The organism is Stenotrophomonas sp. Ker107b, from assembly GCF_053847245.1.
The window spans coordinates 367995-392704 of record NZ_JBSPHX010000003.1 but is presented as its reverse complement, the minus strand read 5'-3'; the positions used below and the strand labels follow the sequence as shown (position 1 = coordinate 392704).

25 protein-coding genes are annotated in these 24710 nt (G+C 68.1%); 12 read left to right on the top strand and 13 right to left on the bottom strand.

The window, feature by feature from the left end; translation table 11 throughout:
* Positions 1-5: 5 nt before the first annotated feature.
* Positions 6-1181, bottom strand: a complete 1176-nt coding sequence (locus ACWV8V_RS17020; protein ID WP_455900283.1) for a UbiH/UbiF family hydroxylase — start codon at positions 1179-1181, stop codon at positions 6-8.
* Entirely contained in the window at positions 1178-2383 is a 1206-nt protein-coding gene (ubiH, locus tag ACWV8V_RS17015; RefSeq protein ID WP_455900282.1) for a 2-octaprenyl-6-methoxyphenyl hydroxylase, read from the bottom strand. The genes ACWV8V_RS17020 and ubiH overlap by 4 nt, the downstream gene beginning before the upstream one ends.
* Before the next feature lie 94 nt (positions 2384-2477).
* On the opposite strand from ubiH, the gene ACWV8V_RS17010 reads away from it, so the two are divergent.
* From ACWV8V_RS17010 to ACWV8V_RS16970, 9 genes are all read left to right on the top strand, one after another.
* Positions 2478-3062 carry a hypothetical protein gene (locus tag ACWV8V_RS17010; RefSeq protein ID WP_259261885.1) on the top strand — a complete coding sequence of 195 codons (585 nt, stop codon included), beginning with the start codon at positions 2478-2480 and terminating at the stop codon, positions 3060-3062.
* A gap of 18 nt (positions 3063-3080) precedes the next feature.
* Positions 3081-3635 carry a cob(I)yrinic acid a,c-diamide adenosyltransferase gene (locus ACWV8V_RS17005; RefSeq protein WP_259261884.1) on the top strand — a complete coding sequence of 185 codons (555 nt, stop codon included), beginning with the start codon at positions 3081-3083 and terminating at the stop codon, positions 3633-3635.
* A 34-nt stretch (positions 3636-3669) separates the two neighbouring features.
* Positions 3670-4581 carry a histone deacetylase family protein gene (locus ACWV8V_RS17000; protein ID WP_455900281.1) on the top strand — a complete coding sequence of 304 codons (912 nt, stop codon included), beginning with the start codon at positions 3670-3672 and terminating at the stop codon, positions 4579-4581.
* A 116-nt stretch (positions 4582-4697) separates the two neighbouring features.
* Positions 4698-7160: an LPS-assembly protein LptD gene (lptD, locus tag ACWV8V_RS16995; protein WP_259261883.1), complete on the top strand. Its 2463-nt coding sequence runs from the start codon at positions 4698-4700 to the stop codon at positions 7158-7160.
* Complete coding sequence (locus ACWV8V_RS16990; protein WP_455900280.1) at positions 7157-8506, top strand: peptidylprolyl isomerase; 1350 nt, start codon at positions 7157-7159, stop codon at positions 8504-8506. Before lptD ends, ACWV8V_RS16990 begins: the two co-directional genes overlap by 4 nt.
* 3 nt (positions 8507-8509) lie before the next feature.
* Positions 8510-9490, top strand: a complete 981-nt coding sequence (pdxA, locus tag ACWV8V_RS16985; protein ID WP_455900279.1) for a 4-hydroxythreonine-4-phosphate dehydrogenase PdxA — start codon at positions 8510-8512, stop codon at positions 9488-9490.
* Positions 9487-10317 (top strand): 16S rRNA (adenine(1518)-N(6)/adenine(1519)-N(6))-dimethyltransferase RsmA, encoded by an 831-nt coding sequence (gene rsmA / locus ACWV8V_RS16980; RefSeq protein ID WP_152154483.1) that lies wholly within the window; start codon positions 9487-9489, stop codon positions 10315-10317. Before pdxA ends, rsmA begins: the two co-directional genes overlap by 4 nt.
* Before the next feature lie 123 nt (positions 10318-10440).
* Complete coding sequence (gene apaG, locus ACWV8V_RS16975; protein WP_259261880.1) at positions 10441-10824, top strand: Co2+/Mg2+ efflux protein ApaG; 384 nt, start codon at positions 10441-10443, stop codon at positions 10822-10824.
* 13 nt (positions 10825-10837) lie between these two features.
* Positions 10838-11872 (top strand): symmetrical bis(5'-nucleosyl)-tetraphosphatase, encoded by a 1035-nt coding sequence (locus tag ACWV8V_RS16970; RefSeq protein WP_455900278.1) that lies wholly within the window; start codon positions 10838-10840, stop codon positions 11870-11872.
* A 43-nt stretch (positions 11873-11915) separates the two neighbouring features.
* Here ACWV8V_RS16970 and ACWV8V_RS16965 read toward each other — a convergent pair whose 3' ends face one another.
* From ACWV8V_RS16965 to ACWV8V_RS16930, 8 genes are all read right to left on the bottom strand, one after another.
* Positions 11916-12407 (bottom strand): dihydrofolate reductase, encoded by a 492-nt coding sequence (locus ACWV8V_RS16965; RefSeq protein ID WP_259261878.1) that lies wholly within the window; start codon positions 12405-12407, stop codon positions 11916-11918.
* Between the two features lie 11 nt (positions 12408-12418).
* Entirely contained in the window at positions 12419-13213 is a 795-nt protein-coding gene (locus ACWV8V_RS16960; RefSeq protein ID WP_259261877.1) for a thymidylate synthase, read from the bottom strand.
* Positions 13210-14100: a prolipoprotein diacylglyceryl transferase gene (lgt, locus tag ACWV8V_RS16955; protein WP_455900277.1), complete on the bottom strand. Its 891-nt coding sequence runs from the start codon at positions 14098-14100 to the stop codon at positions 13210-13212. The genes ACWV8V_RS16960 and lgt overlap by 4 nt, the downstream gene beginning before the upstream one ends.
* Before the next feature lie 84 nt (positions 14101-14184).
* Entirely contained in the window at positions 14185-14673 is a 489-nt protein-coding gene (locus ACWV8V_RS16950; protein ID WP_455900276.1) for a TPM domain-containing protein, read from the bottom strand.
* Complete coding sequence (locus ACWV8V_RS16945) at positions 14673-15563, bottom strand: TPM domain-containing protein (protein ID WP_455900275.1); 891 nt, start codon at positions 15561-15563, stop codon at positions 14673-14675. Before ACWV8V_RS16945 ends, ACWV8V_RS16950 begins: the two co-directional genes overlap by 1 nt.
* 10 nt (positions 15564-15573) lie before the next feature.
* Positions 15574-16218 carry a LemA family protein gene (locus ACWV8V_RS16940; protein WP_259261873.1) on the bottom strand — a complete coding sequence of 215 codons (645 nt, stop codon included), beginning with the start codon at positions 16216-16218 and terminating at the stop codon, positions 15574-15576.
* A 112-nt stretch (positions 16219-16330) separates the two neighbouring features.
* Positions 16331-17080 carry a TerC family protein gene (locus ACWV8V_RS16935; protein WP_123728386.1) on the bottom strand — a complete coding sequence of 250 codons (750 nt, stop codon included), beginning with the start codon at positions 17078-17080 and terminating at the stop codon, positions 16331-16333.
* A 54-nt stretch (positions 17081-17134) separates the two neighbouring features.
* The gene (locus ACWV8V_RS16930) at positions 17135-17515 is read right to left on the bottom strand and encodes a diacylglycerol kinase (RefSeq protein ID WP_019182439.1); all 381 of its coding nucleotides are present in this window, start codon (positions 17513-17515) and stop codon (positions 17135-17137) included.
* Between the two features lie 232 nt (positions 17516-17747).
* On the opposite strand from ACWV8V_RS16930, the gene ACWV8V_RS16925 reads away from it, so the two are divergent.
* The gene (locus ACWV8V_RS16925) at positions 17748-18455 is read left to right on the top strand and encodes an SGNH/GDSL hydrolase family protein (protein ID WP_455900274.1); all 708 of its coding nucleotides are present in this window, start codon (positions 17748-17750) and stop codon (positions 18453-18455) included.
* 31 nt (positions 18456-18486) lie between these two features.
* Here ACWV8V_RS16925 and ACWV8V_RS16920 read toward each other — a convergent pair whose 3' ends face one another.
* The 3 genes from ACWV8V_RS16920 to ACWV8V_RS16910 form a co-directional block, all read right to left on the bottom strand.
* Positions 18487-19758: a sensor histidine kinase gene (locus tag ACWV8V_RS16920; RefSeq protein ID WP_259261871.1), complete on the bottom strand. Its 1272-nt coding sequence runs from the start codon at positions 19756-19758 to the stop codon at positions 18487-18489.
* Positions 19759-19926: 168 nt separating this feature from the next.
* The gene (locus tag ACWV8V_RS16915) at positions 19927-20640 is read right to left on the bottom strand and encodes a response regulator transcription factor (RefSeq protein WP_019182442.1); all 714 of its coding nucleotides are present in this window, start codon (positions 20638-20640) and stop codon (positions 19927-19929) included.
* Positions 20641-20717: 77 nt separating this feature from the next.
* Positions 20718-21368, bottom strand: a complete 651-nt coding sequence (locus ACWV8V_RS16910) for an arylesterase (protein ID WP_259261870.1) — start codon at positions 21366-21368, stop codon at positions 20718-20720.
* A 120-nt stretch (positions 21369-21488) separates the two neighbouring features.
* Here ACWV8V_RS16910 and ACWV8V_RS16905 point away from each other — a divergent pair, with 120 nt between their 5' ends.
* Both ACWV8V_RS16905 and ACWV8V_RS16900 read left to right on the top strand, forming a co-directional pair.
* Positions 21489-22091, top strand: a complete 603-nt coding sequence (locus tag ACWV8V_RS16905; protein ID WP_259261869.1) for an ABC transporter ATP-binding protein — start codon at positions 21489-21491, stop codon at positions 22089-22091.
* Complete coding sequence (locus ACWV8V_RS16900; protein ID WP_455900273.1) at positions 22088-24574, top strand: ABC transporter permease; 2487 nt, start codon at positions 22088-22090, stop codon at positions 24572-24574. Before ACWV8V_RS16905 ends, ACWV8V_RS16900 begins: the two co-directional genes overlap by 4 nt.
* Positions 24575-24710 lie beyond the last annotated feature (136 nt).

Sequence of the window (24710 nt, the reverse complement as noted above, 5' to 3'; positions counted from 1 at the left end):
GCGGGTCACAACCCCGCCGCGCGCTTCCAGAACATGGATACCAGCGGCGGCAGCTTGCCGGCGCAGCCCAGCGCGCGACCGCGCGCCAGGGTCAGGTGCATCTCATCATTGGAGAACACCGTGTTGATCGCATCGAAACTGTACGCAGCGACGGTGTTTTCACTGCGGCGTTCGCGTGCCCAGCGCTGCAGGCGGTGCGGTGACATCCAGTCCTGGCGGCGCTGCTGTGCGGCCAGCACCATCGTCCGCAACGCAGCGACATCGCGCAGGCCGAGATTGACGCCCTGCCCGGCCAACGGATGCACCACATGGGCCGCATCACCGAGCGCGAGCACGCGGCCAGCGACGTAGCCGGTCGCCAATTGGCGGCGCAGCGGGAAGGCCGCGCGCTTGGAGGCCAGGGTCATCGCCCCCAGCCGCCCGGCAAAGGCATGGCTGAGCTCACGGCCGAAAGCGGCGTCGTCGAGTGCCAGCACGCGCTCGGCCTCGGCCTCGGGCAGCGTCCACACGATCGAACTGCGCTGTGCGCTGATCGGCAGTACCGCCAACGGGCCGGTGACCAGGAAGCGCTGCCACGCGGTGGCTTCATTGTTCTTTTCGGTATCCACGTAGGCAACCACGCCACGCTGGGCGTAGTCATGCCGGCTGACTTCCAGCCCCGCCAAGCGGCGCAGGGTGGATTCGGCACCGTCGGCGGCGATCGCCAGCGAGGCCTCCAGCCGACGGCCGTCGTCCAGGCGCAGGCGCACCCCGTTGGCGTCCTGCTCCAGCGCTTCCACCCGCGCCGGGCAGCACAGCTGCACGCCGGCCGCGGGCAGCGCCGCCCACAGGCGGTCCACCAGCAGATCGTTCTCGACGATCCAGCCCAGTTGTTCGCGGCCGAGCGTATCGGCATCGAACCGCAGTTCATCGCCGCCGGCCGCATCCCAGACCCGCATCCGGCGGTAGGCACAGGCACGCGCGGCAGTCACCGCCGGCCACACGCCGAGCGCGGCCAGCAGCTGGGCGTTGTCCGGCGCGAAGGCATACACGCGCAGATCCGGCTGCTGCGGCTGCCAGGCGGCCGGCTCGCGGCCTTCAACAAGCGTCACCGACAGCCCGGCATCGGCCAGGGCCAAGGCGCAGGCCGCGCCGACCACGCCGCCGCCAACCACCACGACATCCTGCGGACGCCGGCTCACAGGCCCGCTCCGCGGCACAGCGCCGGCACCTGGCCGCGGAAGCCCATCGCGCCGCCCACCAGCATCGACTGCATCGGCGTGGCCTGCGCGGCCAACAACCCAAGCGACCGCAGCGGCCGCATCAGCGGTGCCGGGTTGCTGGTCAATCGCGCCAGCCCACCGGAGAAGGCGATGGTCTGCTCGCGGTCTTCAAGACGCCGTGCCACGTGTTCACGCAGCAGCGCATCGCTGCCGGCATCGTCGGCGTCGGCCACGAGCTCTGCCAGGGTCAGCGCATCGCGCAGGCCCAGGTTGAAGCCCTGTGCGCCCAGCGGATGGATGGTCTGTGCGGCATTGCCAAGCAGGACGGCACGCTCGCCGACCAATGCCTGCGACAGCACCTGGACCAGCGGGTAGGCGCTGCGCGGCCCGCTCTCCAGCAACCGGCCCGCACGCCAGCCGATCGCGCCCTGCAGGCGGCTCACCCACGCCGCATCGCCCAGCGCCATCACGGCCTCGGCCTGGTCACGGGCGACGCCGTGCACCGCGCCGAAGTGGCGATCGCCACGCGGCAACAACGCGGTCGGGCCGGTGTCGGTGAAGCGCTCGTACGCGGTGCCGTCCGGCGCACGGGCGGCGCGCACCCGCGACACGAACAGGGTCTGCTCGAAATCATGCTCGTCCACCTCGATCCCCAGCGCCTCGCGCACGCCGCTGCGGGTCCCGTCGGCACCGACCACCAGCCGCGCCAGCAGGCAGCGCTCACCGCCGTCATCGGCGATGAAGACCTGGCGATAACCGTCCACCGTCGCGCCCAGGCGCACGAACCGGGCCGGGCGATAGCGGGTCAGGTGGGTCAGCGTGTCCAGCCGCGCTTCCAGCGCCTGGCCGAAATCGCGGGCGACCACCACCTGGCCGAACCAGGGCCGTTGATACTGCGCGGCCTCCATCTGCACCCGGCCGAAATCGCCGGCGCGGCTGACATGGATACGGGTGATCGCACCGGGGGCACCGGCCAGCATCTGCATCACGCCCAGCGCGGTCAGCGCATTGACGGTGGCGGCAGCAAAGCTGAGGTTGCGCTGGTCGAACACCGCCGGCAGCGTGCCCAGCGGCGAGGCCTCGACCAGGCCGACATCGCGGCCGGCACGGTCCAGGGCAATGGCCAGGCTGGCACCGACCAGCCCGCCGCCTACGATCACTACATCTTGTCGTTCACTCATGCCCGCCATGATAAGGGTTCGCCCGTTCCGGCGGCGTGCGGCGGGCTGCCGCAGCAGGCGCTAGAATGAATGCCTGCCCTCACCCGTCACCGCCATGACCTCCACTGCCCAACGCGCCTTTGTCCTGTCCGTGCTCGTGCTGTTGATGGCGGCCACCCGGGTCAACCATTTCGCGGCGATTCCGGATGCCTCTTGGGCGGTGTTCTTCATCGGCGGCTTCTACCTGCGCGCGTGGACCCGCTGGGCGTTCCCGCTGTTGATGGCGCTGGCGGTGCTGGTCGACTGGATCGTGATCCGCCGCAGTGGCCTGGATTTCTGGCAGCACTACTGCGTATCCCCCGGCTACTGGATGCTGCTCCCGGCGTACTTCGCCATGTGGAGCGGCGGCATGCTCCTGCGCGGCGGCTACCACGGTGCCACCTGGGCCGCGCTGGGCAAGGGCGCCCTGCTGCTGGTCGCGGCGGTCGCGGTCTGCCATCTGTTCGCCCAGGGCGGCTTCTACTGGACCAGCGACAGCGTGGCCGCCCCTACCGTCGATGGCTGGGCGAAAAACTACGGCGACTGGTTCCTGCCCTACCTGCGCACCGCAGCGGTCTATGTCGGCCTGGCCGCCGCCCTGCAGCTGGCGACCGAGCAGGTCGGCAAGCTGCTGCAGGCGCGCCGCGACGTGCTGCACTGAGCGCGGCCGGGCTCGCCGATGGGCAACCGCCTTTCCCGCATCTATACGCGCACCGGTGACGATGGCAGCACCGGCCTGGGCGATGGCAGCCGCGTGGCCAAGGACGATGCCCGCGTGGCCGCCTATGGCACGGTCGATGAGGCCAACTCGGCGCTCGGCGTGCTGTTGGCCGTGCCGCTGCCGGAGGATGTCCGCGCGCTGCTGACGGTGATCCAGCACCAGCTGTTCGATCTGGGCGGCGAGCTGTGCATCCCCGGCCATGCCGCCATCCACGCTGCCGACATCCAGGCACTGGAACAGCAGCTGGACCACTACAACGCCGATCTGCCCGTGCTCAAGGAGTTCATCCTGCCGGCCGGCGGTGAAGCGGCCGCGCGCTGCCACCTGGCTCGCACCATCGTGCGCCGGGCCGAGCGCGAGACGGTCACGCTGGCGCGCCGGGAGACGGTCCGCCCGGAAGCGCTGCATTACCTCAACCGCCTGTCGGACCTGCTGTTCGTGCTCGCGCGCGTGCTGGCCCGCGCCGACGGCCACGGCGAGGTGCTCTGGCGCCACGAGCGCCGCCACGCCTGAACGGCCCTGCCGCCCCACCGGATATTCTGCCCGCATGCTGGTTTTCACCCACCCCGCCTGTCTGCAACACGATCCCGGCCGCGGCCACCCCGAATGCCCGGCCCGCCTGCAGGGGGTGCTGGATGCGCTCAAGGCGGCCTATCCGGACCAGCTGGACTGGCGCGAGGCCCCGCCGGCCAAGCTCGGCGAGCTGGCCCGCGTACACGACAGCGAGCTGATCGATCTGGTGCTCACGCCGCAGACCGAGCCGCTGCGCCTGATCGACATGGACACCATGACCTCGCCCGGCTCGGCCAGCGCGGCCCTGCACGCGGCCGGTGCCGGGGTGGCGGCCGTCGATGCGGTGATGCTCGGCAGTGACCCGGTCGCGTTCTGCGCGGTGCGCCCGCCCGGCCACCACGCCAGTGCCAGCACCGCGATGGGCTTCTGTCTGTTCAACAACATCGCCATCGCCGCGGCCTACGCCCGCGATCGGTATGGACTGGAACGGATCGCCATCGTCGATTTCGACGTCCACCACGGCAACGGCACCCAGGACATCTTCATCGCCGATCCCGGCGTGGCCTACTACAGCACCCACCAGGCCGGGCTGTTCCCGAATTCGGGCCTGCGCCGCGACCGCGGGGCCGGCAACCTGATGAACATCCTGCTGCCGCCGGGCAGTGGCGGCTTCCGCTTCCGCAACACCTGGGCCGACGAGATGCTGCCGGCCATCGACGATTTCCGGCCCCAGCTGCTGCTGATCTCGGCCGGCTTCGACGCGCACATGCGCGACCCGCAGGCCGACCTCATGCTGGAAACCGAGGATTTCGCCTGGATCACCGCCGAGCTGCGCGGCCTGGCCCGGCGCCACGGCGCCGGCCGGATCGTCTCCATGCTCGAGGGCGGATACGACCTGCAGGCCTTGGCCGAGTGCAGCGTGGCCCACGTCGGGCAGCTGCGCTGAGGCCACCCGGTACGGGTGGCGAATGAACCCGGCCCCCTGCATCGGCGCGACCTTCATTGCCCCTATGCAAGGGATGGGGCAAGCTACGATCCGTTTTCGCCCGAATCCGATACCGCGTGCGCCGAGCCCTCCGCCTGCTGCCCCTCCCCCTCAGTATCGCCATCTGCCTGCCGGCCCTGGCCGACGACAAGCCGGTGAACTGGGGCCTGTGCCCGGTTACCGACGTGCTGCCCGTGTTCGACGATGCGCCCAAGGCCGACAAAGCCGCGGCCGCGACGCGTGACCAGCAGCCGACCGATATCGAGGGTGACCAACTCACCGGCACCTCTGTGGTGCCCAACTACCAGGGCAACGTCGCGCTCAAGCGCGGTGACCAGTTCCTGGGGACCGACAACCTGAGCTTCGATACCGAGAGCGGCAATTACGTCGCCGAGGGCAACGTCCGCTACCAGGACTCCTCGATCCGGATGAAGGCCCGTCGCGCCGAGGGCAACCAGGAAAGCGACACCCACAAGATCAGCGACATCCAGTACCAGCTGGTGTCCCGCCGCGGCAACGGCGGTGCCGAGTCGATCGACCTGCAGGGTGCGGTCGGCCAGATGCATCGCTCCACGTACACCACCTGCGATCCCTCGCAGCCGGTGTGGAAGCTGTCGGCACCGCAGATCGAGGTCGATAACGACGCCGGCTTCGGTACCGCACGCAATGCGGTGCTGCGCATCGGCAAGGTGCCGGTGCTGTGGGCGCCGTACTTCAAGTTCCCGATCGATGATCGCCGCCAGACCGGCCTGCTGTACCCGGAGCTCGGCCTGTCCGGGCGCAACGGCTTCGACTACGCGCAGCCGATCTACTTCAACCTGGCGCCGAACTACGACGACACGCTGACGCCGCGATATATGAGCAAGCGCGGCCTGATGCTGAACAACGAGTTCCGCTACCTGTACGGCGGCGGTCGCGGCGAACTGGTTACCTCCTATCTGCCCAACGACAAGCTGCGCGACAAGGATCGTGGCCAGGTCCAGTATTTTGGCTACCACAACATCGATGCCAACTGGCAGGCGCGCGCCAATCTGGCCTGGGTCAGCGATGAGCGTTATACCGAGGATTTCGCCAGCAAGCTGCTTGGCGTGACCGCATCAACCGTGCACAGCGAAGTGGGGCTTTACGGCACCGGTGAGAACTGGACCGCGGGCCTGATGGCCGACTACTGGCAGCTCACCGATTACACGCTCACCGAAGGCGCGCTTCCGTATGCCCGCCAGCCGCGCGCGTACTTCAACTGGGACAAGCCGCTGCTGCCGTGGCTGGAAGTAGGTGTATATGCCGAAGCAGTGCGCTTCACCCATGACGACATCAATGAAAAGACGATCGACGCCGATGGCGAATATGTGCGCACTGGCGACGTCTACCCAATGTACAACGGCTCGCGCCTGGACGTGAAGCCATACGTGACGTTGCCGTTCGCCGGCGCGTCCTGGTATGTCACCCCGACGCTGGCCTACCGCTACACCGGGTATGAGCTGGACCGCGGACTGGCCGACCAGACCCGGTTGCGGATGCTCTATGACACGCCGGGTATCGACCCGACCACGGCTACCCCGGATCAGCTGCGCGGCAACACCTCGCCGCACCGCAGCGTGCCCATCGCCAGCCTCGACGCCGGCATGTTCTTCGACCGCGAAACCGAGATCGGCGGCACCTCCTACCTGCATACGCTGGAGCCGCGCCTGTTCTACCTGCGCACGCCGTACCGCGACCAGGACGACCTGCCGATCTTCGACACGCGCGACTTCACCTTCAGCTGGGGCCAGCTGTTCCGCGATTCGCGCTATACCGGTGCGGACCGCCAGAACGACGCCAACCAGCTGACCATGGCGGTGAGCACGCGCTTCATCAACCAGGAAACCGGCCGTGAGCGCTTCTCCGGCAGCATCGGCCAGATCCTGTACTTCGACGATTCGCGGGTGAGGCTGCCCGGTACCACCTCGCAGGTGGAGCAGGGCAAGTCGGCCTGGATCGCTGATGCCAACTACGCCATCAACGACCGCTGGAACCTGGGCGCCACTTACCAGTGGGACCCGAAGTACAAGCGGGAGGATCTGGCCAGCGTGCGTGCGCGCTACCTGATGTCCAACGATGGCATCATCAACCTGACCTACCGCTACCGCATCAATGCGGCCGCCCCGAGCACGGCGACCAAGGCAGAGCGCACCCTGCTGGAACAGGCGGACCTGTCCTTCCTGTACCCGATCAACGAGCGCTGGAGCGTGGTGGGCCGTTACTACTACTCCATCGCCGACAAGGCGCCGCTGGAAATCATCGGTGGCGTGCAGTGGGACAGCTGCTGCCTGGCCGTGCGCGCCCTGGCCCGCCGCTACGTGCGCAACCGCGAAGGTGAGTTGAACAATTCCTTCCAGATCGAGTTCGTGCTCAAGGGCCTGAGCTCCATCGGCCAGAACACGGACCGCACTTTGCGCCGTGCTATTCTCGGGTACTACCGAGACGACCTCTATCTCGTGCCGCCCAGCAACACGGGCGCCCCCACGCGCGACGACTACGATCCGAACCAGATCCCATGACCAAGACCCTTCCCGTCCTACTCGCCTCCCTGCTCGCGGTCTCTACCGTCTCCGCGCCATTGCAGGTGCTGGCCCAGCAGTCCCAGCCGCTGGACCGCATTGCCGCCATCGTTGACGAAGACGTCGTGTTGCAGAGCGAACTGGACCGTGCCGTCCAGAACATCAAAGCGCAGTACGCCGGTCGCGAAAACCAGCTGCCGCCCGATGACGTGCTCAACCGCCAGGTGCTCGAGCGTCTGGTGCTGGTCAAGCTGCAGGTCGCCCGCGCCGAGAGCAGCGGTATCAAGGTCAGCGATCAGGAACTGAACCAGGCCATCAACGCCATCGCCCAGCAGAACGGCTCCACCCTGGATGCCCTGCGCCAGCGGCTGGCCAGCGACGGCCTGGATTTCAACGATTTCCGCAATTCGGTCCGTGACGAGATCACCGTGCAGCGCCTGCGCCAGAGCTTTGCGCAGAGCCGCATCTCGGTCAGCGAAGGCGAAGTGGATGGCGCGCTCAAGCAGCAGGCCACCGTCGGTACCCAGTACCACCTGGCGCACATCCTGATCGGCCTGCCCGAAGGGGCCACCGCCGAGCAGATCACCACCGGCCAGAAGAAGGCCGATGGCGTGAAGGCGCTGCTGGACAAGGGCGAGATCGACTTCAACGCCGCGGCGGTCCGTTATTCGGACAGCCCCAACGCGTTGGAAGGCGGCGACCTGGGCTGGCGTTCGCTGGATGAAATCCCGAATGCGTTCGCGCAGATGATGAAAGAGATGAAGTCCGGCGACGTGGTCGGCCCGCTGCGTGGCCCGAGCGGCTTCCAGCTGCTGAAGCTGGTCGAGGTGCGTGACGCCAATGCCACCGCCGGCGGTGGTCAGAGCATCACCGAGTATCACGCCCGCCACATCCTGGTCCGCATCACCGACCAGCAGGACAACGCCGCGGCCAAGGCCAAGATCGACACCCTGCGCGCCCGCATTGCCGGCGGCGCCGAGTTCGATGCGGTAGCCAAGGAATCCTCGGAAGACAACAACAGCAAGGGCCAGGGCGGCGATCTGGGCTGGTTCCCGGTCGATGCGTTCGGTCCGGACTTCGGCAAGCAGGTTGAAGGTGTCGCCGACGGTGGTGTGAGCCAGCCGTTCCGCACCGATGCCGGCTGGCACATCGTCCAGCGCGTCGCCACGCGCCAGACCGATGCCACCACCGACAACCAGCGCGCCCAGATCCGTGAAACGATCGGCCGTCGCAAGCTGGAGGAAGAGTACAACCGCTTCCTGCAGGAACTGCGTGGCGAAGCCTACGTGGACATGCGCGGCAACACGCCTGCTGGCGCCGCGGCACCCACCCCGCCGCAGTCCTGATCGATGCTCCCGCAGCTCGCGCTGGTCCCGGGCGAGCCGGCGGGGGTCGGCCCGGAGCTTTGCCTCCGTCTGATCCAGCAGCCGCGCACTGATTGCCGGCTGCTCGCCTTCGCCGACCCGGATACCCTGCACGCCGCCGCCGCGGCGCTGTCGCTGCCCCTGCAGCTCCTGCCTGAAGATGCCATCGCCCGCCAGCCGGGCGATCTGCCGTTGCGCGCGATCCCCAATGCCGTGCCGTCGCGCTTCGGCACGCCGGATGCGGCCAACGCCGGGGCGGTGATCGGCGCGCTGCGTCAGGCCGGTCAGGCCTGCCTGTCCGGTGAACTCGCTGGCGTGGTCACCGGCCCGGTGCACAAGGCGGTCATCAACGAGGGCGGCATCGCCTACAGCGGCACCACCGAACTGCTGGCCGACCAGGCCCGCACCCCGGTGGTGATGATGCTGGCCAACGAGATCGTGCGGGTGGCGCTGGCGACCACCCACCTGCCCCTGCGGGCGGTCGCCGATGCGATTACCGCCGATGGCCTGGCGCTGACCCTGCAGATCGTCCACGACGCGCTTCAGCGTGATTTCGGCCTGGCCTCGCCGCGCATCGCCGTGCTCGGGCTCAACCCGCACGCCGGCGAAGACGGCCACCTGGGCCGCGAAGAACTGGACCTGATCATCCCGCTGCTGGCGCGCCTGCGCGCCCGGGGCATGGACCTGGTCGGCCCATTGCCGGCCGACACCGCCTTCCTGCCGGCCAAGCTGGCCGGGTTCGACACGGTGCTGGCCATGTACCACGACCAGGGCCTGCCGGTGCTCAAGTACAGCGGCTTCGAGCAGGCCGTCAACATCACCCTGGGCCTGCCCTACCCGCGCGTCGCGGTCGACCATGGCACTGCCCTGGATCTGGCCGGCCGCGGCCTGGCCGACCCTTCCAGCCTCCTCGCTGCCACCGCGCTGTGTGCCCGGCTGGCGCGCCAACGTACACTGGTGCCATGACTTCTTCGTATTCCTCCTCCGGCGCCCCCGGTTTCTCCGGCCCCGCCAAGAAGCAGCTCGGCCAGCACTTCCTCGCCGACCGCAGCTACATCGACAAGATCGTCCTGGCGGTCAGCCCGAAAGACGGCGACCGACTGGTCGAGATCGGCCCGGGCCAGGGCGCGATCACCCTGCCGCTGTTGCGCCGCCACCCGAAGCTGACCGTGATCGAGTTCGATCGGGATCTGGTCGGCCCGCTGGCCGCCGCCGCCGAGCCGCTGGGCGAGATGACCATCATCCATCGCGACGTGCTGCAGGTGGATTTCACCGAGCTGGCCGCCGGCAGCCCGATCCGCCTGGTTGGCAACCTGCCCTACAACATCTCCTCGCCGATCCTGTTCCATGCGCTGGACCACGCCGCGGTGATCACCGACATGCACTTCATGCTGCAGAAGGAAGTGGTCGACCGCATGGCCGCCGATCCGGGCAGCAAGGTGTATGGCCGACTGAGCGTGATGTTGCAGGCGTTCTGCAAGGTGACCTCGCTGTTCGTGGTGCCGCCGGGTGCGTTCCGTCCGCCGCCCAAGGTCGATTCGGCGGTGGTGAGACTGGTCCCGCGGGATCCGGCCACGGTCGGCATTCTGGACCGCAAACGCTTTGCCCATGTGGTCAAGGCCGCCTTCGGGCAGCGCCGCAAGACCCTGCGCAACGCGCTTCAGAACGTGTGCACGCCCGAACAGTTCGAGGCGGCCGGCGTGCGCAGCGATGCCCGTGCCGAGCAGCTGGACGTGGCGCAGTTCATCGCGCTGGCCAACGTCCCGTACGAGGCTGACGCGCCGCAAGGTTGAGCGCGCCACCTCGTGGCCCTCACCGGCCGCGCGCATGTGGAACCGCCTGATATCCATGACGGGGGCGCTGCCAGCTTGGGCAGCACTCATCTCATCGTGCACAACATTCACTAAACTGCCTGCATGAACGACGCTGCAAACTACGCGATCTCCGTCGAGGTCGCCCCCCGCTTCCTCGATGACCAGTCCACCCCGGAGGACGGCCGCTACGCGTTCGCCTATACGATCCGCATCCTCAACCGGGGCCGCGTCGCGGCACGGCTGGTGGCCCGCCACTGGCGGATCACCGATGCCAATGGCCGCATCGAGCATGTCGATGGCGATGGGGTGATCGGCGAACAGCCGCGGCTGCGCCCCGGTGAAGACTTCCGTTACACCTCCGGTGTCATGCTGGAGACCGAGCACGGCACGATGCAGGGGCACTACGACATGGTGGCCGACGACGGCACCGAGTTCGCCGCCGACATCGCGCCGTTCGTCCTGACCGTTCCGCGCACACTGCACTGATGGAGGCGCACGCATGAGTGTCTGGGCCATCGGCGACCTGCAGGGCTGCTACGACGTCACCCAGCGGTTGCTGGAAAAAATCAACTTCGACCCCGCGGTCGACAAGCTGTGGTTCTGCGGCGATCTGGTCAACCGCGGTGGGCAGTCGCTGGAAACCCTGCGCCTGGTCCATTCGCTGCGCGAGAGCAGCGTGATCGTGCTGGGCAACCACGACCTGTCCCTGCTCGCGGTCGGTGCACGCACCGAGGAAGAGCAGCGCAAGGTCAACCCGGACCTGCTGCGCATCGTGCAGGCCGAGGACCGCGACGAGCTGCTGGACTGGCTGCGTCTGCAGAAGCTGGCCCATGTGGACCGCGAGCTGGGCTGGATGATGATCCACGCCGGGCTGGCCCCGAAGTGGACCACCCAGCTGGCCGAAAAGCATGCCCGCGAGGTCGAGCAGCAGCTGCACGGCAGCGGCTACCGCAAGCTGTTCCGCAACATGTACGGCGACAAGCCCAGCTGGTCCCCCGGGCTGGCCGGCTACGACCGCTCCCGCGCGATCATCAATCTTTTCACCCGGATGCGTTACTGCACCCCGCGGGGCCGGATCGGGATCGAGGACAAGGGCACGCCGGGCACGCAGGAACAGGGCCTGTACCCCTGGTTCGAAGTGCCGGGCCGCGCCGAGCGCGATCTGAAGATCGTCTGCGGGCATTGGTCCGCCCTCGGCCTGACCATCACCCAGGGCGTGCATGCGATCGATACCGGCGCGGTCTGGGGTGGCAAGCTCACCGCACTGCAGCTGGATACCGAAGAACTGCGCGTGGTGCAGGTACCGGGCCGCGATGTGCCCAAGCCGGTGTCCGCACCGCGTCCACCGGCTCGCCGGCCGGCCGCCGAGGGGGGTGCACAGCCGAACGGGCGTCCGCCGCGCCAGGGGCAAGGCCAAGGGCGCGACCGTGGCCGTGGTGGTCAGGGACGACAAGGCGGGGGTGCGAAGCCCGCGCAGAACGCCCAGCCGCAGCACCAGCCGCAGAACACCGACGTCACCAGCGACGCGGAATGATCCGCAGGCCGGTCAGTACGACCGGCCTGCCTGCACCACCGGCTCAGGCGCGGCGGTAATCCACGAAATCGAACGCGAACGCGTGCCGCTCGTCGGCCGCGTGGTGTTCGCGCGCCACCTCCACCCACAGCGCCGGGTCGACCGGCGGGAAATGGGTATCGGCCGGCACGGTGGTCTGCACCCAGGTCAGGTGCAGATCGGTAGCCTCGGCCATGGCCAGGCGATAGATCTCGCCGCCACCGATGACGCACAGCTCCTCCGCTCCCGCAGCGCCCGCTGCCTGCAGCGCCTGCTCGATCGAGGCCACCGCCTGCATGCCCTCGAAGGGCACCTGGCCACTGCGGGTCAGCACCAGATTCAACCGGCCCGGCAAGGCACGGCCGAGCGACTGCGCGGTCTTGCGACCCATCAGGATCGGCTTGCCGACGGTCAGCGCCTTGAAGCGCTTGAGATCGTCCGGCAGCTTCCATGGCAGGTCGTTGTCACGGCCGATGCCGTGGTCGGTATCCAGCGCGGCAATCAGGGAGAGCGTCATGCGCGTGTCGCTCACACCGCCACCGTGGCCTTGATCGCCGGGTGCGGGTCGTAGCCATCGATGCGGATGTCATCGAACTGGAACCCGAACAGATCGGTCACCTCGGGGTTCAACCACAGTGTCGGCAGCGCGCGCGGCTCACGGGCGAGCTGTTCGCGGGCCTGCTCGACGTGGTTCGAGTACAGGTGCGCATCGCCCAGGGTGTGCACGAAATCGCCGACGCCCAGCCCGGTCGCCTGCGCCACCATGTGGGTCAGCAGCGCATAGCTGGCGATGTTGAACGGCACGCCGAGGAAGATGTCGCCACTGCGCTGATACAGCTGGCAGCTGAGCTTGCCGTCCACCACATAGAACTGGAACAGGTTGTGGCACGGCATCAACGCCATCTGCGACAGCTCGCCCACGTTCCAGGCGCTGACCACCAGGCGGCGCGAATCCGGGTTGCGCTTGATCTCGTCCACCAGCCACTGCATCTGGTCGATCGCCCCGCCATCGGCGGTGGCCCAGCTGCGCCATTGCTTGCCGTAGATCGGGCCCAGATCGCCGTTGGCATCGGCCCATTCGTCCCAGATCCGCACCTGGTGCTCCTTGAGATACCCGATGTTGGTATCCCCCTTCAGGAACCACAGCAGCTCATGGATGATCGAGCGCAGGTGCAGCTTCTTGGTGGTGACCAGCGGGAATCCGTCATTGAGGTTGAAGCGCATCTGCCAGCCGAACACGCTGCGCGTGCCGGTGCCGGTGCGGTCGGATTTCTCCGTGCCGTGCTCCAGCACATGTGCGAGCAGATCGAGATAGGTCTTCATGCCTTGGCGCCTTCAGGGGCGACCGGCAGCACCGGCTGCAGGACCGGTGCGCGACGCGACAGCACCAGCAGGACCAGACCAAAGGCCACCAGCGGCAGGCTGAGCAGCTGGCCACGGGTGAACCAGTCGAAGGCGAGGTAGACGCCATTGTCCGGCATGCGCACGAACTCCACCGCGAAGCGGAAGATGCCGTACATCAGTGCGAACAGGCCGGCGATCACGTAGCGGTGGCGCGGCTTGGCCGACACCGCCCACAGCACGAGGAACATCACCAAGCCTTCCAGCAGCGCTTCATACAGCTGCGAGGGATGGCGGGCGTACGGGTTCAACGCGCCGGTGGCGAACTCGGCCTTGAGCGTGGCCAGATCCAGCCCGTTCAACGGCGCCGGCAGGCCGCTCGGGAACACCACGCCCCAGCTGCCGCCGGTGTACTTGCCCCACAGCTCGGCGCCGATGAAGTTGCCGATGCGCCCGAAGCCCAGGCCCAATGGGACCAACGGGGCGACGAAATCGAGGGTGTCGAACAGATGCAGGCGATGCTTGCGCGACCACCACCACGCGGCGAGCAGCACGCCGAGCAGGCCACCGTGGAAGCTCATGCCGCCGTCCCACACTTTGAACAGCAGCAGCGGGTTGTGCAGGAATTCCGAGGTCGCGTAGAACAGCATGTAGCCCACGCGGCCACCGACGACCACGCCGAGCATCGCGTAGAACAGCAGATCGGAGAAGCCGTTGGCATCGACCCCGGGCAGGCGCCCGGCCGCGATCCGCTTGCGCCCCAGCCACCAGGCAGCGGTGAAGCCGAGCAGGTACATGATGCCGTACCAATGCACCTTGATCGGCCCGAGCGAGATGGCGATGGGGTCGATATCGTGGAAATAGATCATGAAGGGCGCCTTGCAGGGATGCCGATATTCTAGCGCCGCCAGGGAGCGGCCTCGCGGCGGCCCCGATCGCGCGATTGCCGGGCTTCAGCCCAGCATCTGCGGCGTGTCCGGCAGGCCGTCATCGTGTGACCCCGGAACCGGCGGATAGTGCCCGGCCAGCAGGTCCGAGACATCCTCGATGGCCAGCAGCACGGCCTCCTGCAGGGCGCCGTCGCGCAGCCGCTGCTGCATGTGTGCGCAGATCGCCTGCCACTGCGCCTCGCCGATGCGTCCGCGCAGGCCGCGGTCGGCGACCAGCTCGATGGCATGGTCGGCCAGCAGCAGGTAGATGAGTACGCCGTTGTTGTGTTCGGTATCCCAGGTGCGCAACTGGGCGAAGGCCTGCTCAGCGCGCTGCTGTGCGGTGATGCCCTGCCACAACGCGGCCAGCGCCAGATCCGCTTCCACCGCGAACATCACCTGACCACCGTGGCGCCGCTCGCCGGCGGTGATCGCATCGGTGATCGCCTGCAGATGTGCGGGTGGGAAGGCGCGCCGCACCGACGGGGAGAACACGTGCCGGAGCCAGCGCATCACCAGCCTCCCGAGGCGCCACCGCCTCCCGAGCGTCCACCCCCTCCGCCCCAGCCGCCTCCACCGCCGCCGAAGCCACCCCCGCCGCCACCGAACCCGCCGCCGCCCCAGCCACCACCACCCCAGCCGCCACTGCGTGCGAACACGCCGCCGCGACCGGCCGACGTCAGGCCGACCAGCAAACCCACCACGGCGGCCGCGCCACTGGCGACCACCAGCGAGGTGAACAGGAACGCGGCCACCCCGGCCCCGGCACCGCTCGCCAGCGCGCGCAGCGGCCGCGGCAGCCAGCCCAGGATGCCGCGCAGGAACAGACCGGCAAACAGGCCGATGCCCAGCGCCATCGTCCAGTTGCCACCGGCCGGGGTGTCCTGGGCGCGATGCGTGCTGACCGGCGCGGGCAGCGCCTCGCCGTCGATCAGCTTGACCAGCGCGGCGCTGGCGTCGGTGAGGCCACCGGCATAGTCGTTGCTGCGGAAACGCGGGGCCAGGTACTCCTGGATCACCCGGTTGGCGATCGCATCCGGGATCGCGCCTTCCAGGCCGTAGCCCGGCTCGATGCGGACCCGGCGGTCGTCCTTGGCCACCACCAGCAGCACGCCGTCATCCACGCCCTTGCGGCCGATGGACCACTGCTCGAACACGCGCTGGGTGTACTGCTCGATGGTTTCCGGCGCGGTGGTCGGCACCATCAGGATCTGCAGCTGGCTGCCCTTGCGCTGCTGCAAGGCCAACGCCTGCGCCTCCAGCGCCTGGATCTGCGCCGCATCCAGGGTGCCGGTGGTGTCGACCACCGGCGAGGACATCGCCGGGATCGCCGCCTGCGTCTGCGCCCAGGCAGGCAACGCCAGCGCCAGGCAGAGCAGCAACAGGCAGTGCAGCAGGCGCATGGTCACGGGCTCAGTTCGCCGGCTGCGGCTGCGGCTGCGGCGCCTGCGGTACAGGTGCCGGGGCCGGTGGCTGCGAACCGAACTTGACCGCCGGCGGCTGCGAGATCTGCGCTTCGTTCTCCACCGTGAAGTTCGGCTTGGTCGCATAGCCGAACAGCTTGGCGGTGATCACCTGCGGGAACTGCCGGATATAGGTGTTGTAGTCCTGCACCATCTGGATATAGCGACCGCGCGCCACGGTGATGCGGTTCTCGGTGCCTTCCAGCTGGGCCTGCAGATCGCGGAAGCCCTGGTCGGACTTCAGGTTCGGGTAGTTCTCGGTGACCACCAGCAGGCGCGACAGCGCACCGCTCAGCTCGCCCTGGGCCTGCTGGAACTGCTTGAGGGAGTCGGCATCGTCGGCGTTGACGTTGACCTGCCCCACGCGCGCACGGGCGTTGGTGACATCGGTCAGCACCTGGCGTTCCTGGTTGGCATAGCCTTCCACGGTCTGCACCAGGTTGGGGATCAGATCGGCGCGGCGCTTGTACTGGTTGAGCACCTCGGCCCAACCGGCCTTGACCTGCTCATCCTTCTGCTGGATGGCGTTGTAGCCGCAACCGGACAACAGCGAGGCCAGCACGGCCAGGCACAACAAACGGGAGAACGATCGCATGGCCGGCTCCGGAGCTCGATGAACGGGATCCGGAGCATGCCACGTCTGCAGTAAAGCCGGCGTAACCACCCACGCCCCCTGAGTCAGGGGGCTGCCGCTTCCCCCTACCTTCTTACCAGTTGCCGGCACCCGGCACGTGGTGGGCCACGGCGCGGCGGCGCATCAGCAGGTTCAGCCACTCCACCAGCACCGAGAAGCCCATCGCGGCGTAGATGTAGGGCTTGGGCACATGCACATCCAGGCCATCGAGGATCAGCACCGCGCCGATCAGCAGGATGAAGGCCAGGGCCAGCATCTTCACGGTCGGGTTGGCGTCGATGAAGCGGCCCAGCGGGTTGGCGGCCAGCAGCATCACCGCGACCGACAGCAGGATCGCGGCGACCATCACCGGCACATGTTCGGCAATGCCGACGGCGGTGATCACCGAGTCCAGCGAGAACACGATGTCGATGATGGCGATCTGCGCGATGACCATGCCGAACACGGCAGAGGCCTTGGTGGTGGTCGGATCTTCGTCCTCACCGCCGGTGATCAGCTCGCGGATTTCCATGCCGCCCTTGATGATCAGGAACAGGCCACCGACGATCAGCACCAGGTCGCGGATCGAGATGCCCATCCCGGCCACCGTGAACAGGTTGGCCTGCATGTGTGCCAGGTAGGCCAGCGAGACCAGCAGCAGGATGCGGGTGATGCAGGCCACGGCGATGCCGAGCTTGCGCGCGAACGGACGACGCGCCTCGGGCAGCTTGCTCACCGCGATCGAGATGAACACCAGGTTGTCGATGCCCAGCACGATTTCCAGTGCGCTCAGCGTCAGAAGGGTCAACCAGACATTGGGGTCGGACAACAACTCAAGGAACATGGACTTCCATCCTTACAGGGGGGATGACGCGTGTGACGCGTCAGAAGTATTACGTCAGAAGATCTGCGGCAGCAGGATCAGGACCCAGCACACCAGTACGTTCATCATCAGCACGAACACGGCGGCCGAGCCCATGTCCTTGGCACGCCCGGCGAGCTCGTGGAACTCGGCGCCGTAGCGTTCGATCACCGCCTCAATCGCCGAATTGGCCAGTTCCATGGCCAGCACCAGCAGCACCGAGCCGATCATCAGCGCGCGCTCCACCGGGGTCTGGCCGAGCCAGAGCGCCAGCGGGGCGAGCACGATCAGCAGGTAGACCTCCAGCCGGAACGAGGACTCATGCAGCCAGGCCGCACGCAGCCCCTGCCACGACCACACGGCGGCCTTGAAAATGCGCTTGGGGCCGCGCGGCAGGTGCCCGATTTCATCCGCCATGGGCAATCACCCCGGTCGGCAATGCGGGCCGGAACGGCAGGAACAGCACACGGCAGACAGTCATGGGCATCGCTGAATGGGGCAGGCAATCGCGCATTTTGCCATAAGCCGGCCGGGGCATTGTCGAAGGCGGCCAACGCCCGTCCGTGGTAAAGCGCGGCGCGGTGGCAGCTTCTATGATGAATGCCTACCCGTCCGGGCGCCTTCGGGTGCCCCACCACAGGAGTCGTCCATGCTGCACCGCCGTGCCCGTCCCCTTCTGCTCGCCCTTGCCCTGGGCGCCACCCTGCCCGCCCTGGCACGCACCCCGGCCCCCGCCGCGCCGCAGGTACCGACCCAGGTCTCCAACGTGGCCTGGGCCGGCGACATGGCCCAGTTCGCGGCCCAGGACGCGGCCAACCCGCCGCCGCGCGGTGGCATCGAGTTCATCGGCAGCTCCTCGATCCGCATGTGGGAGGGCCTGGCCACCGATTTCCCGGGCCAGCCGGTGTTCAACCGCGGCTTCGGCGGCTCGGAAGTGCGCGACAGCACCTGGTATGCCGACCGCATCGTGATCCCGTATGCGCCCTGCAAGGTGTTCTTCTACGCCGGCGACAACGACCTCAACAGCGGCCGCAGCCCTGCCCAGGTCCGCGATGACGTGGTGGCCTTCGTCAAGCGCGTGCACCGCGACCTGCCCAAGACCACGGTGGAGATCATCTCGATCAAACCCAGCCCGTCGCGCGCGAACCTGCTGCCGGCGGTGGTGGAAGCCAACGGGCTGATCAAGGCCGCGCTGACCACGCTGCCCAACACCGGCTACACCGACGTCTACACGCCGATGCTCGGTGCCGATGGCCAGCCGCGTGCCGCGCTGTTCCGCGAGGACATGCTGCACATGACGCCCGAAGGCTACGCGATCTGGCGCACGGCGCTGGCGCCCAAGGTGCAGTGCAACTGAGCGATCCGGGGAGGCGCAGCGCCTCCCCGACTCAACGGTAGTGGATCGTGGCCTGGGTGCCCTGCCCGGGTTCACTGGTCAGGCCGATCTTCCAGCCGAAGCGGTCACACAGCCGGCGTACGATCGACAGCCCCAGCCCGGTGCCCTGCGGGCGGCTGGGCTCAGCGCGGTAGAACGGCTCGAAGGCGCGGCCCAGTGCTTCGGCGGACATGCCGATGCCGGTATCGCGCACGACCACGCGATCTTCCCCGACCTCCACGTCGATCCGGCCCTCGTCGGTATAGCTGCACGCGTTGCGCAGCAGATTGCTGATCACTACCTGCAACACCCGCGGCGGTGCGTGCAGCATCACCGGTCCGCTGCTGTGCAGATGGATCTCCACGGGCCGCCCGGCGATCAGCTCGCGGGCATTGTCCACCTCGTGGCGGACGATCTCGTTGACGTCGAACAGCTCGATCTGCGGCTCGACATCGGCCTCGCGGGCAAGGATCAGGAAGGCATCGATCACCGCTTCCATGTCGCGCCCGGCGCGCTGGATGCGCTGCAGGCCGCGGCGCAGGCGCGGGGTGATGTCCTGGTCGCCCAGCGCCATGTCGCTGGCCACGCGGATCACGGTCAGCGGGGTGCGCAGCTCGTGGCTGGCATCGCGGGTGAAGTTGCGCTCGCGCGCGACGTGCGCGGTGACCTTGGTGGCCAGCGAGTGCAGCGCGGCGGCCAGCTGACGGGTCTCGCCCTGCATGTCGGCCGGCAGCTTGGCCGGCGCCAGGTCGGCCGCTTCCGGGTGCCCCGGGTCCCAGCGCGAGACGCGGCGGGCCAGCCAGTTGACCGGCGACACCAGACGTTTGGAGGCGCGGTAGGTGATCCACGAGGCGCCATAGACCGCCAGCAGGGTCAGCAGCACCGGCACCACGCCGAACCAGAACGCCAGCATTTCCGCACGCGAACGCAGGAACACCAGGTAAAGGCGACCTTCCGGGCGTGCATCGACCAGCACCAGCTGGTCGTCGTCCTTGAGCTCATGGAAGCCGGGGGGGAGCGTGCGCAGGTTGGCCGGCAGGCTCAGCGGGGACTGCCCGGTCTCAAGCAGATAGCCGCGGATGTTCTGGGTATTGGGCGGTGGCTGCACCGGCGAGGCCTCGTGCAGTTGCCAGTAGTACCCGGCCTCTTCCTGCAGCGCGCTGCTGACCAGGCTGTGCTTGATCACCAACGACACCAGCCACGCACCCAGCAGGATGCCCAGGCTGGCGAGCACGGCTTGGAGGATGAAGACGATGCGGATCTTGCGCGGCAGACCGTGCGGCATTACGGGGTCCAGGGCGGTTCGCGGCGATTATAGGAAAGCTTGCCGTGAGTCCATCGTGCAAACCATGACAACGGCCCGGCAGATGCCGGGCCGTCATGCTCCAGAGGGTACCGGAGGATCGGATCGCTCATGCCGCCCGCAGGCGGCCGAGCGGCGATCGACCGCCCATCAGCTCATCGGCTGGGCGATATCGGCAATGCGGTAACCGGCGCTCTGCACGGTATGCAGCAGCGGGCGATCAAACGGCTTGTCGATGATCTTGCGCAGGTTGTACAGATGGCTGCGCAGGGTGTCCGAGTCGGGCAGGCCATTGCCCCAGATCTCGCGTTCGATTTCCTGGCGGGTCACCACACGCGGCGATTCGCGCATGAGGATCGTCAGCAGGCGCAGGCCGATCGGCGAGAGCTGCAGTTCGGTCCCGGCACGGGTGGCGCGCATGCTGACCGGATCGAGCACGAGGTCGGCGACCTTGAGCACTTCCGAGCCGACCTGGCGACGCTCGCGGCGGATCAGCGCGCGCAGGCGGGCTTCCAGTTCCTGGATCGCGAACGGCTTGGTCAGGTAGTCGTCGGCGCCGAACCCCAGGCCGGTGAGCTTGTCGTCCAGCGTGTCGCGCGCGGTCAGCATCAGCACCGGCGTGGACTTGCGGGCGTCGTTGCGCAGGCGGCGACAGACTTCGATGCCGTCCAGACGCGGCAGCATCAGATCGAGCACGACCACGTCGTAGCTGTTCTCGGCCGCCAGACGATAACCGTCCAGCCCATCCTGGGCGTAGTCGACTTCGAAGCCGCGCCCTTCCAGGTACTCGCCGATCATCTCGGAAATATTACGGTTGTCTTCGACCACCAGCACCAGGCCGGAGGTCTCCTTTGTCTGACGCATGGGATTCCCTCTTTCTTCAGCTTTGTGAAACATGCCGCATCGTCAGTGGACGCGGTGTGAAGTTCCTCACACACCGATCAAAGCAGGGGTTTGAGCAGCGGCCAGACGTTGTCCAGCACCTGCGGCTGCGCAGCTGCGGTGGGGTGCAGCCCGTCGGCCTGCATCAGATTCGGCTTCAAGGCCACCCCCTCAAGCAGGAACGGCAGCAGCGGTACGTCGTACTGTTTGGCCAGCTCGGCATAGGTCTGGCGCAGGCGCTGGCGGTAGGCCGGGCCATAGTTGGGCGGCACGTCGATGCCCAGCAGCAGCACCTTGGCGTCCGCCTTCTGGCTGGCCACGATCATCTTTTCCAGATTGCCGCGCAGTTGCGCCGGGGTCAGCCCGCGCAGCGCATCGTTGCCGCCCAGTTCGATCACCACCACGGACGGCCGGTGCTTTTCCAGCAGGCCCGGCAGGCGGGTCAGCGCGCCGGCGGTGGTTTCGCCGCTGATGCTGGCATTGATGATCGCCGGCGGTGCCTTGATCTGTTGTTTGACCCGCTGCTGAAGCAGGTTTACCCAGCCCGACGCGGCCGGGATATTGTGGGCGGCACTGAGGCTGTCGCCGACCACCAGCACCGCCGCACGGGTGTCCGGACCTTTGGCACAGGCCAGCATCGGCATCAGCAGCAACCCTGCCAGCAGCCAGCCCATCGAGGCCACGCGGCCCTTTCCACTTGCTTGGTTCATTGGAGAATCCTCATCGACAGCCTGTCCCCCCGCAGCGCGCCCGTCGCCATCGCCGCCCACAACGTGGGCAAGTCCGCACGTGGCCCGGAGGGTGAAGTCCACATACTGGACAACATTGACATGACCGTCCATGAAGGCGAGAGCGTGGCCATCGTCGGCGCTTCAGGCTCGGGCAAGACCACGCTGCTCGGCCTGCTCGCCGGGCTGGACCTGCCCAGCCACGGCACCATTGCGCTGGCCGGTGCCGAGCTCAACACGCTCGATGAGGAAGCCCGCGCACAGCTGCGCGCACGCGAGGTCGGCTTCGTTTTCCAGAGCTTCCACCTGCTGCCGGCACTGACCGCCGAAGAGAACATCGCGCTGCCGTTGGAACTGGCCGGCCGCGAAGATCCCGCGCGGGTGCGCGAGGTGCTGGAACAGGTCGGCCTGGGCCATCGTGCACGTCACTACCCGCGCCAGCTTTCCGGTGGCGAGCAGCAGCGTGTCGCACTCGCGCGTGCGTTCGTGGCGCGGCCGCGCATCCTGTTCGCCGATGAGCCGACCGGCAGCCTGGACCAGACCACCGGGCAGCAGATCAGCGACCTGCTGTTCGCGCTCAACGCCACCAGCGATACCACCCTGGTGCTGGTCACCCATGACCTGCGCCTGGCGCAGCGCTGCGAGCGCATCTACCAGCTCGACGGTGGCCGCCTGGCCGACACCGTTGCCGGCGCAGGCGCATGAACGTCGTGCGCCATGCAGCGCGTGCGCTGCGCCGCGAATTCCTGGCCGGCGATCTGCTGACCGTGTTCGCCGCGCTCGTATTGGGCGTGGCGGTGATGACCGCCGTCGGGACATTGGTCAACCGCGTGACCCTGGCACTGACCGGCAGCGCAGCGGAGATGCTCGGCGGCGACCTGGGTCTGAGCGGCCGTGAGGACATCCCGCAGACCTTCGCCGATGCAGCGCGCGAGCGCGGCTTGGCCAACACGCGCATGGTCAGCTTCCCCAGCGTGCTGTTCCATGGCGATGACAGCCAGATGGCCAACATCAAGGCGGTGGCCGATGGCTACCCGCTGCGCGGTGAACTGCGGGTCAGCCGCACGCTGCATGACCGCGCCAGCGACACCGCAGGAACGCCGCCGCCGGGCGAAGCGTATGCCGACCCCCGCCTGATGCAGGCGCTTGGCCTGCAGGTGGGCGATGCACTGGAATTCGGCGCGGGCACGTTGACCGTGACCCGCGTGCTGCAGGCCGAGCCGGACACCTCCGGTGAGCTGATGCAGCTGTCGCCGCCGCTGCTGGTGAACCGCATCGATGTGGATCGCGCCGGCCTGCTCGGGCCGGGCAGCCGCGCCTCCTACCGGATGATGTTCGCCGGTGAGCCGGCGCAGATCGCCGCCTTCCGCGAGTGGCTCACGCCGCAGGCCAAGGGCTATCGCATCGTGGGGATCGACGATACCCAGCGCGGCGTGCGCGGCGCGTTCGATCTGGCCGGGCGTTTCCTCTCGCTGGCCGCGCTGCTGGCAGTGTTGCTGGCCGGTGTCGCCACCGCGCTGGCCGCCAACCGCTTCGCGATGCGCCGCATCGATCAGGTCGCGATCCTGCGCTGCCTGGGCGCGCGCCAGCGCGACATCCTCACCGCGATGGCACTGCAGCTGGTGATGCTGGCGGTGCCGGCCTGCCTGGTCGGTATCGGGCTGGGCATGGCCGCGCAGGCCGGGCTGGTGCAGGCGCTGGGTGGATTGATTCCGAACCGCCTGCCGCTGCCGCAGGCCACACCGGCACTGAGTGGTGCGGGCATCGGCCTGGTGCTGCTGCTGGGCTTTGGCCTGCCGCCGCTGCTGCGCCTGCGCAGCGTGCCGCCGATGCGCGTGCTCAACCGCAGCTTCGCCGCGCTGCCGCCGAGTTCGATGCTGGTCTATGCCGCTGCGCTGGCCGCGACCGTCGCGCTGACCGTGCAGGCCACCGGCGATGTAACGCTGGCCGCGTGGGTGCTGGGCGGGCTGGCCGCGCTGGCGGCGCTGGCCGGCGCGCTCGGTGCCCTGCTGCTGTGGCTTCTGCGTGGACTGCAGCCGCGCCTGCGCGGACGCTGGAAGCTGGGGCTGGCCTCGTTGACGCGACGCCGCGGGCTGGCGGTGATGCAGCTGGTCGGCCTGTCGCTGTCGCTGTGTTCGCTGCTGCTGCTGTCGGTGATCGGTCCGGGGCTGTTGGCGCAGTGGCGCGATCGCTTGCCGACCGATACGCCGAACTACTTCCTGATGAACATCCAGCCCGAGCAGCGCGATGCCGTGCTGGCCACGCTGGGTGGGCTGGGCGTGGCATCACCGGGCATCGAGCCGTTCAGCACCGGTCGCCTGCTGGCGGTCAATGATCGGCCGCCGCAGCGGCAGGGACGCGAGGACAACAGCAACGAGGATGACGATGCCAACCGGCCGGTCAATTTCTCGTGGCGGCATGATTTCCCGCCGGCCAATACGCTGCTCAGCGGGACGTTCTGGAAGGCGGGCAGCGCCGCGGCGGAGGCCTCGATCGAGCAGGGCTGGGCCGAGCGCTACGGAATGACGCTGGGCGACACGGTGACGCTGCAGATGGGCGATCAGGAGCGCAGCTTCACGATCACCAGCATCCGCAAGGCCGACTGGGATTCGTTCCGGGTCAACTTCTTCCTGCTGCTCAACGAGGGCGCGGTTGCCGATGCGCCGTACAACCTGATCACCGCCTTCCATCTGCCACGCGCGCAGGCACCGGCGCTGGCTGGGCTGACGCGGGAGTACCCGAACATTTCACTGTTGGATATCGACGGCATCCTCGAGCGGGTACGCGAGGTGGTGGATCGGGTGAGCCAGGCGGTGCAGCTGGTGATGGGGTTCAGTCTGCTGGCCGGGCTGCTGGTGCTGCTGGCGGCGTTGCAGGCGACGGCCGGTGAGCGGCGCTACGACAGTGCGGTGCTGCGGACGCTGGGGGCGACGCGCCGTCAGCTGCGCGGTGCGGTGCTGGTGGAATTCGGTGCGCTGGGGCTGTTGTCGGCGTTGCTGGCGGTGGGTGCGGCGGCGCTGCTGGGCTCGGTGGTGGCGCGGCAGGTGTTCGAGTTGACGCTGAGTCCGCCGTGGGGGCCGTTGTTGGTGGGCGGTGCGTTGGGTGTGCTGTTGAGCATGCTGGCCGGTTGGTGGGGGACGCGGCGGATTCTGCATACGCCGCCGGCGTTGGCGCTTCGGGAGGCGTGAGTTTGGGGCGCCGTTGCATTGAAAGCGAAAGCGAAAGCGACGGCGTCCATGTGTCCACTGTCTGAAGGCTGGCGGGCAGCCCTGCCCAGGACGCGCCGTAAACCCATCCCTGGGGGCTCGTGGGCGCCATCCTTGG

Coding starts and splice junctions, on each gene's coding strand:
- ACWV8V_RS16950 (WP_455900276.1), bottom strand. CDS start 14,673: ATGCGCTGGCTCCGGCACGTGTTCTCCCCGTCGGTGCGGCGCGCCTTC.
- ACWV8V_RS17005 (WP_259261884.1), top strand. CDS start 3,081: ATGGGCAACCGCCTTTCCCGCATCTATACGCGCACCGGTGACGATGGC.
- ACWV8V_RS16970 (WP_455900278.1), top strand. CDS start 10,838: ATGAGTGTCTGGGCCATCGGCGACCTGCAGGGCTGCTACGACGTCACC.
- rsmA (WP_152154483.1), top strand. CDS start 9,487: ATGACTTCTTCGTATTCCTCCTCCGGCGCCCCCGGTTTCTCCGGCCCC.
- pdxA (WP_455900279.1), top strand. CDS start 8,510: ATGCTCCCGCAGCTCGCGCTGGTCCCGGGCGAGCCGGCGGGGGTCGGC.
- ACWV8V_RS16905 (WP_259261869.1), top strand. CDS start 21,489: ATGACCGTCCATGAAGGCGAGAGCGTGGCCATCGTCGGCGCTTCAGGC.
- ACWV8V_RS17000 (WP_455900281.1), top strand. CDS start 3,670: ATGCTGGTTTTCACCCACCCCGCCTGTCTGCAACACGATCCCGGCCGC.
- ACWV8V_RS16930 (WP_019182439.1), bottom strand. CDS start 17,515: ATGGCGGATGAAATCGGGCACCTGCCGCGCGGCCCCAAGCGCATTTTC.
- ACWV8V_RS16940 (WP_259261873.1), bottom strand. CDS start 16,218: ATGCGATCGTTCTCCCGTTTGTTGTGCCTGGCCGTGCTGGCCTCGCTG.
- ACWV8V_RS16910 (WP_259261870.1), bottom strand. CDS start 21,368: ATGAACCAAGCAAGTGGAAAGGGCCGCGTGGCCTCGATGGGCTGGCTG.
- ubiH (WP_455900282.1), bottom strand. CDS start 2,383: ATGAGTGAACGACAAGATGTAGTGATCGTAGGCGGCGGGCTGGTCGGT.
- ACWV8V_RS16915 (WP_019182442.1), bottom strand. CDS start 20,640: ATGCGTCAGACAAAGGAGACCTCCGGCCTGGTGCTGGTGGTCGAAGAC.
- ACWV8V_RS16900 (WP_455900273.1), top strand. CDS start 22,088: ATGAACGTCGTGCGCCATGCAGCGCGTGCGCTGCGCCGCGAATTCCTG.
- apaG (WP_259261880.1), top strand. CDS start 10,441: ATGAACGACGCTGCAAACTACGCGATCTCCGTCGAGGTCGCCCCCCGC.
- ACWV8V_RS16960 (WP_259261877.1), bottom strand. CDS start 13,213: ATGAAGACCTATCTCGATCTGCTCGCACATGTGCTGGAGCACGGCACG.
- ACWV8V_RS16945 (WP_455900275.1), bottom strand. CDS start 15,563: ATGCGCCTGCTGCACTGCCTGTTGCTGCTCTGCCTGGCGCTGGCGTTG.
- ACWV8V_RS16965 (WP_259261878.1), bottom strand. CDS start 12,407: ATGACGCTCTCCCTGATTGCCGCGCTGGATACCGACCACGGCATCGGC.
- ACWV8V_RS16925 (WP_455900274.1), top strand. CDS start 17,748: ATGCTGCACCGCCGTGCCCGTCCCCTTCTGCTCGCCCTTGCCCTGGGC.
- ACWV8V_RS17010 (WP_259261885.1), top strand. CDS start 2,478: ATGACCTCCACTGCCCAACGCGCCTTTGTCCTGTCCGTGCTCGTGCTG.
- ACWV8V_RS16920 (WP_259261871.1), bottom strand. CDS start 19,758: ATGCCGCACGGTCTGCCGCGCAAGATCCGCATCGTCTTCATCCTCCAA.
- lgt (WP_455900277.1), bottom strand. CDS start 14,100: ATGATCTATTTCCACGATATCGACCCCATCGCCATCTCGCTCGGGCCG.
- ACWV8V_RS16990 (WP_455900280.1), top strand. CDS start 7,157: ATGACCAAGACCCTTCCCGTCCTACTCGCCTCCCTGCTCGCGGTCTCT.
- ACWV8V_RS16935 (WP_123728386.1), bottom strand. CDS start 17,080: ATGTTCCTTGAGTTGTTGTCCGACCCCAATGTCTGGTTGACCCTTCTG.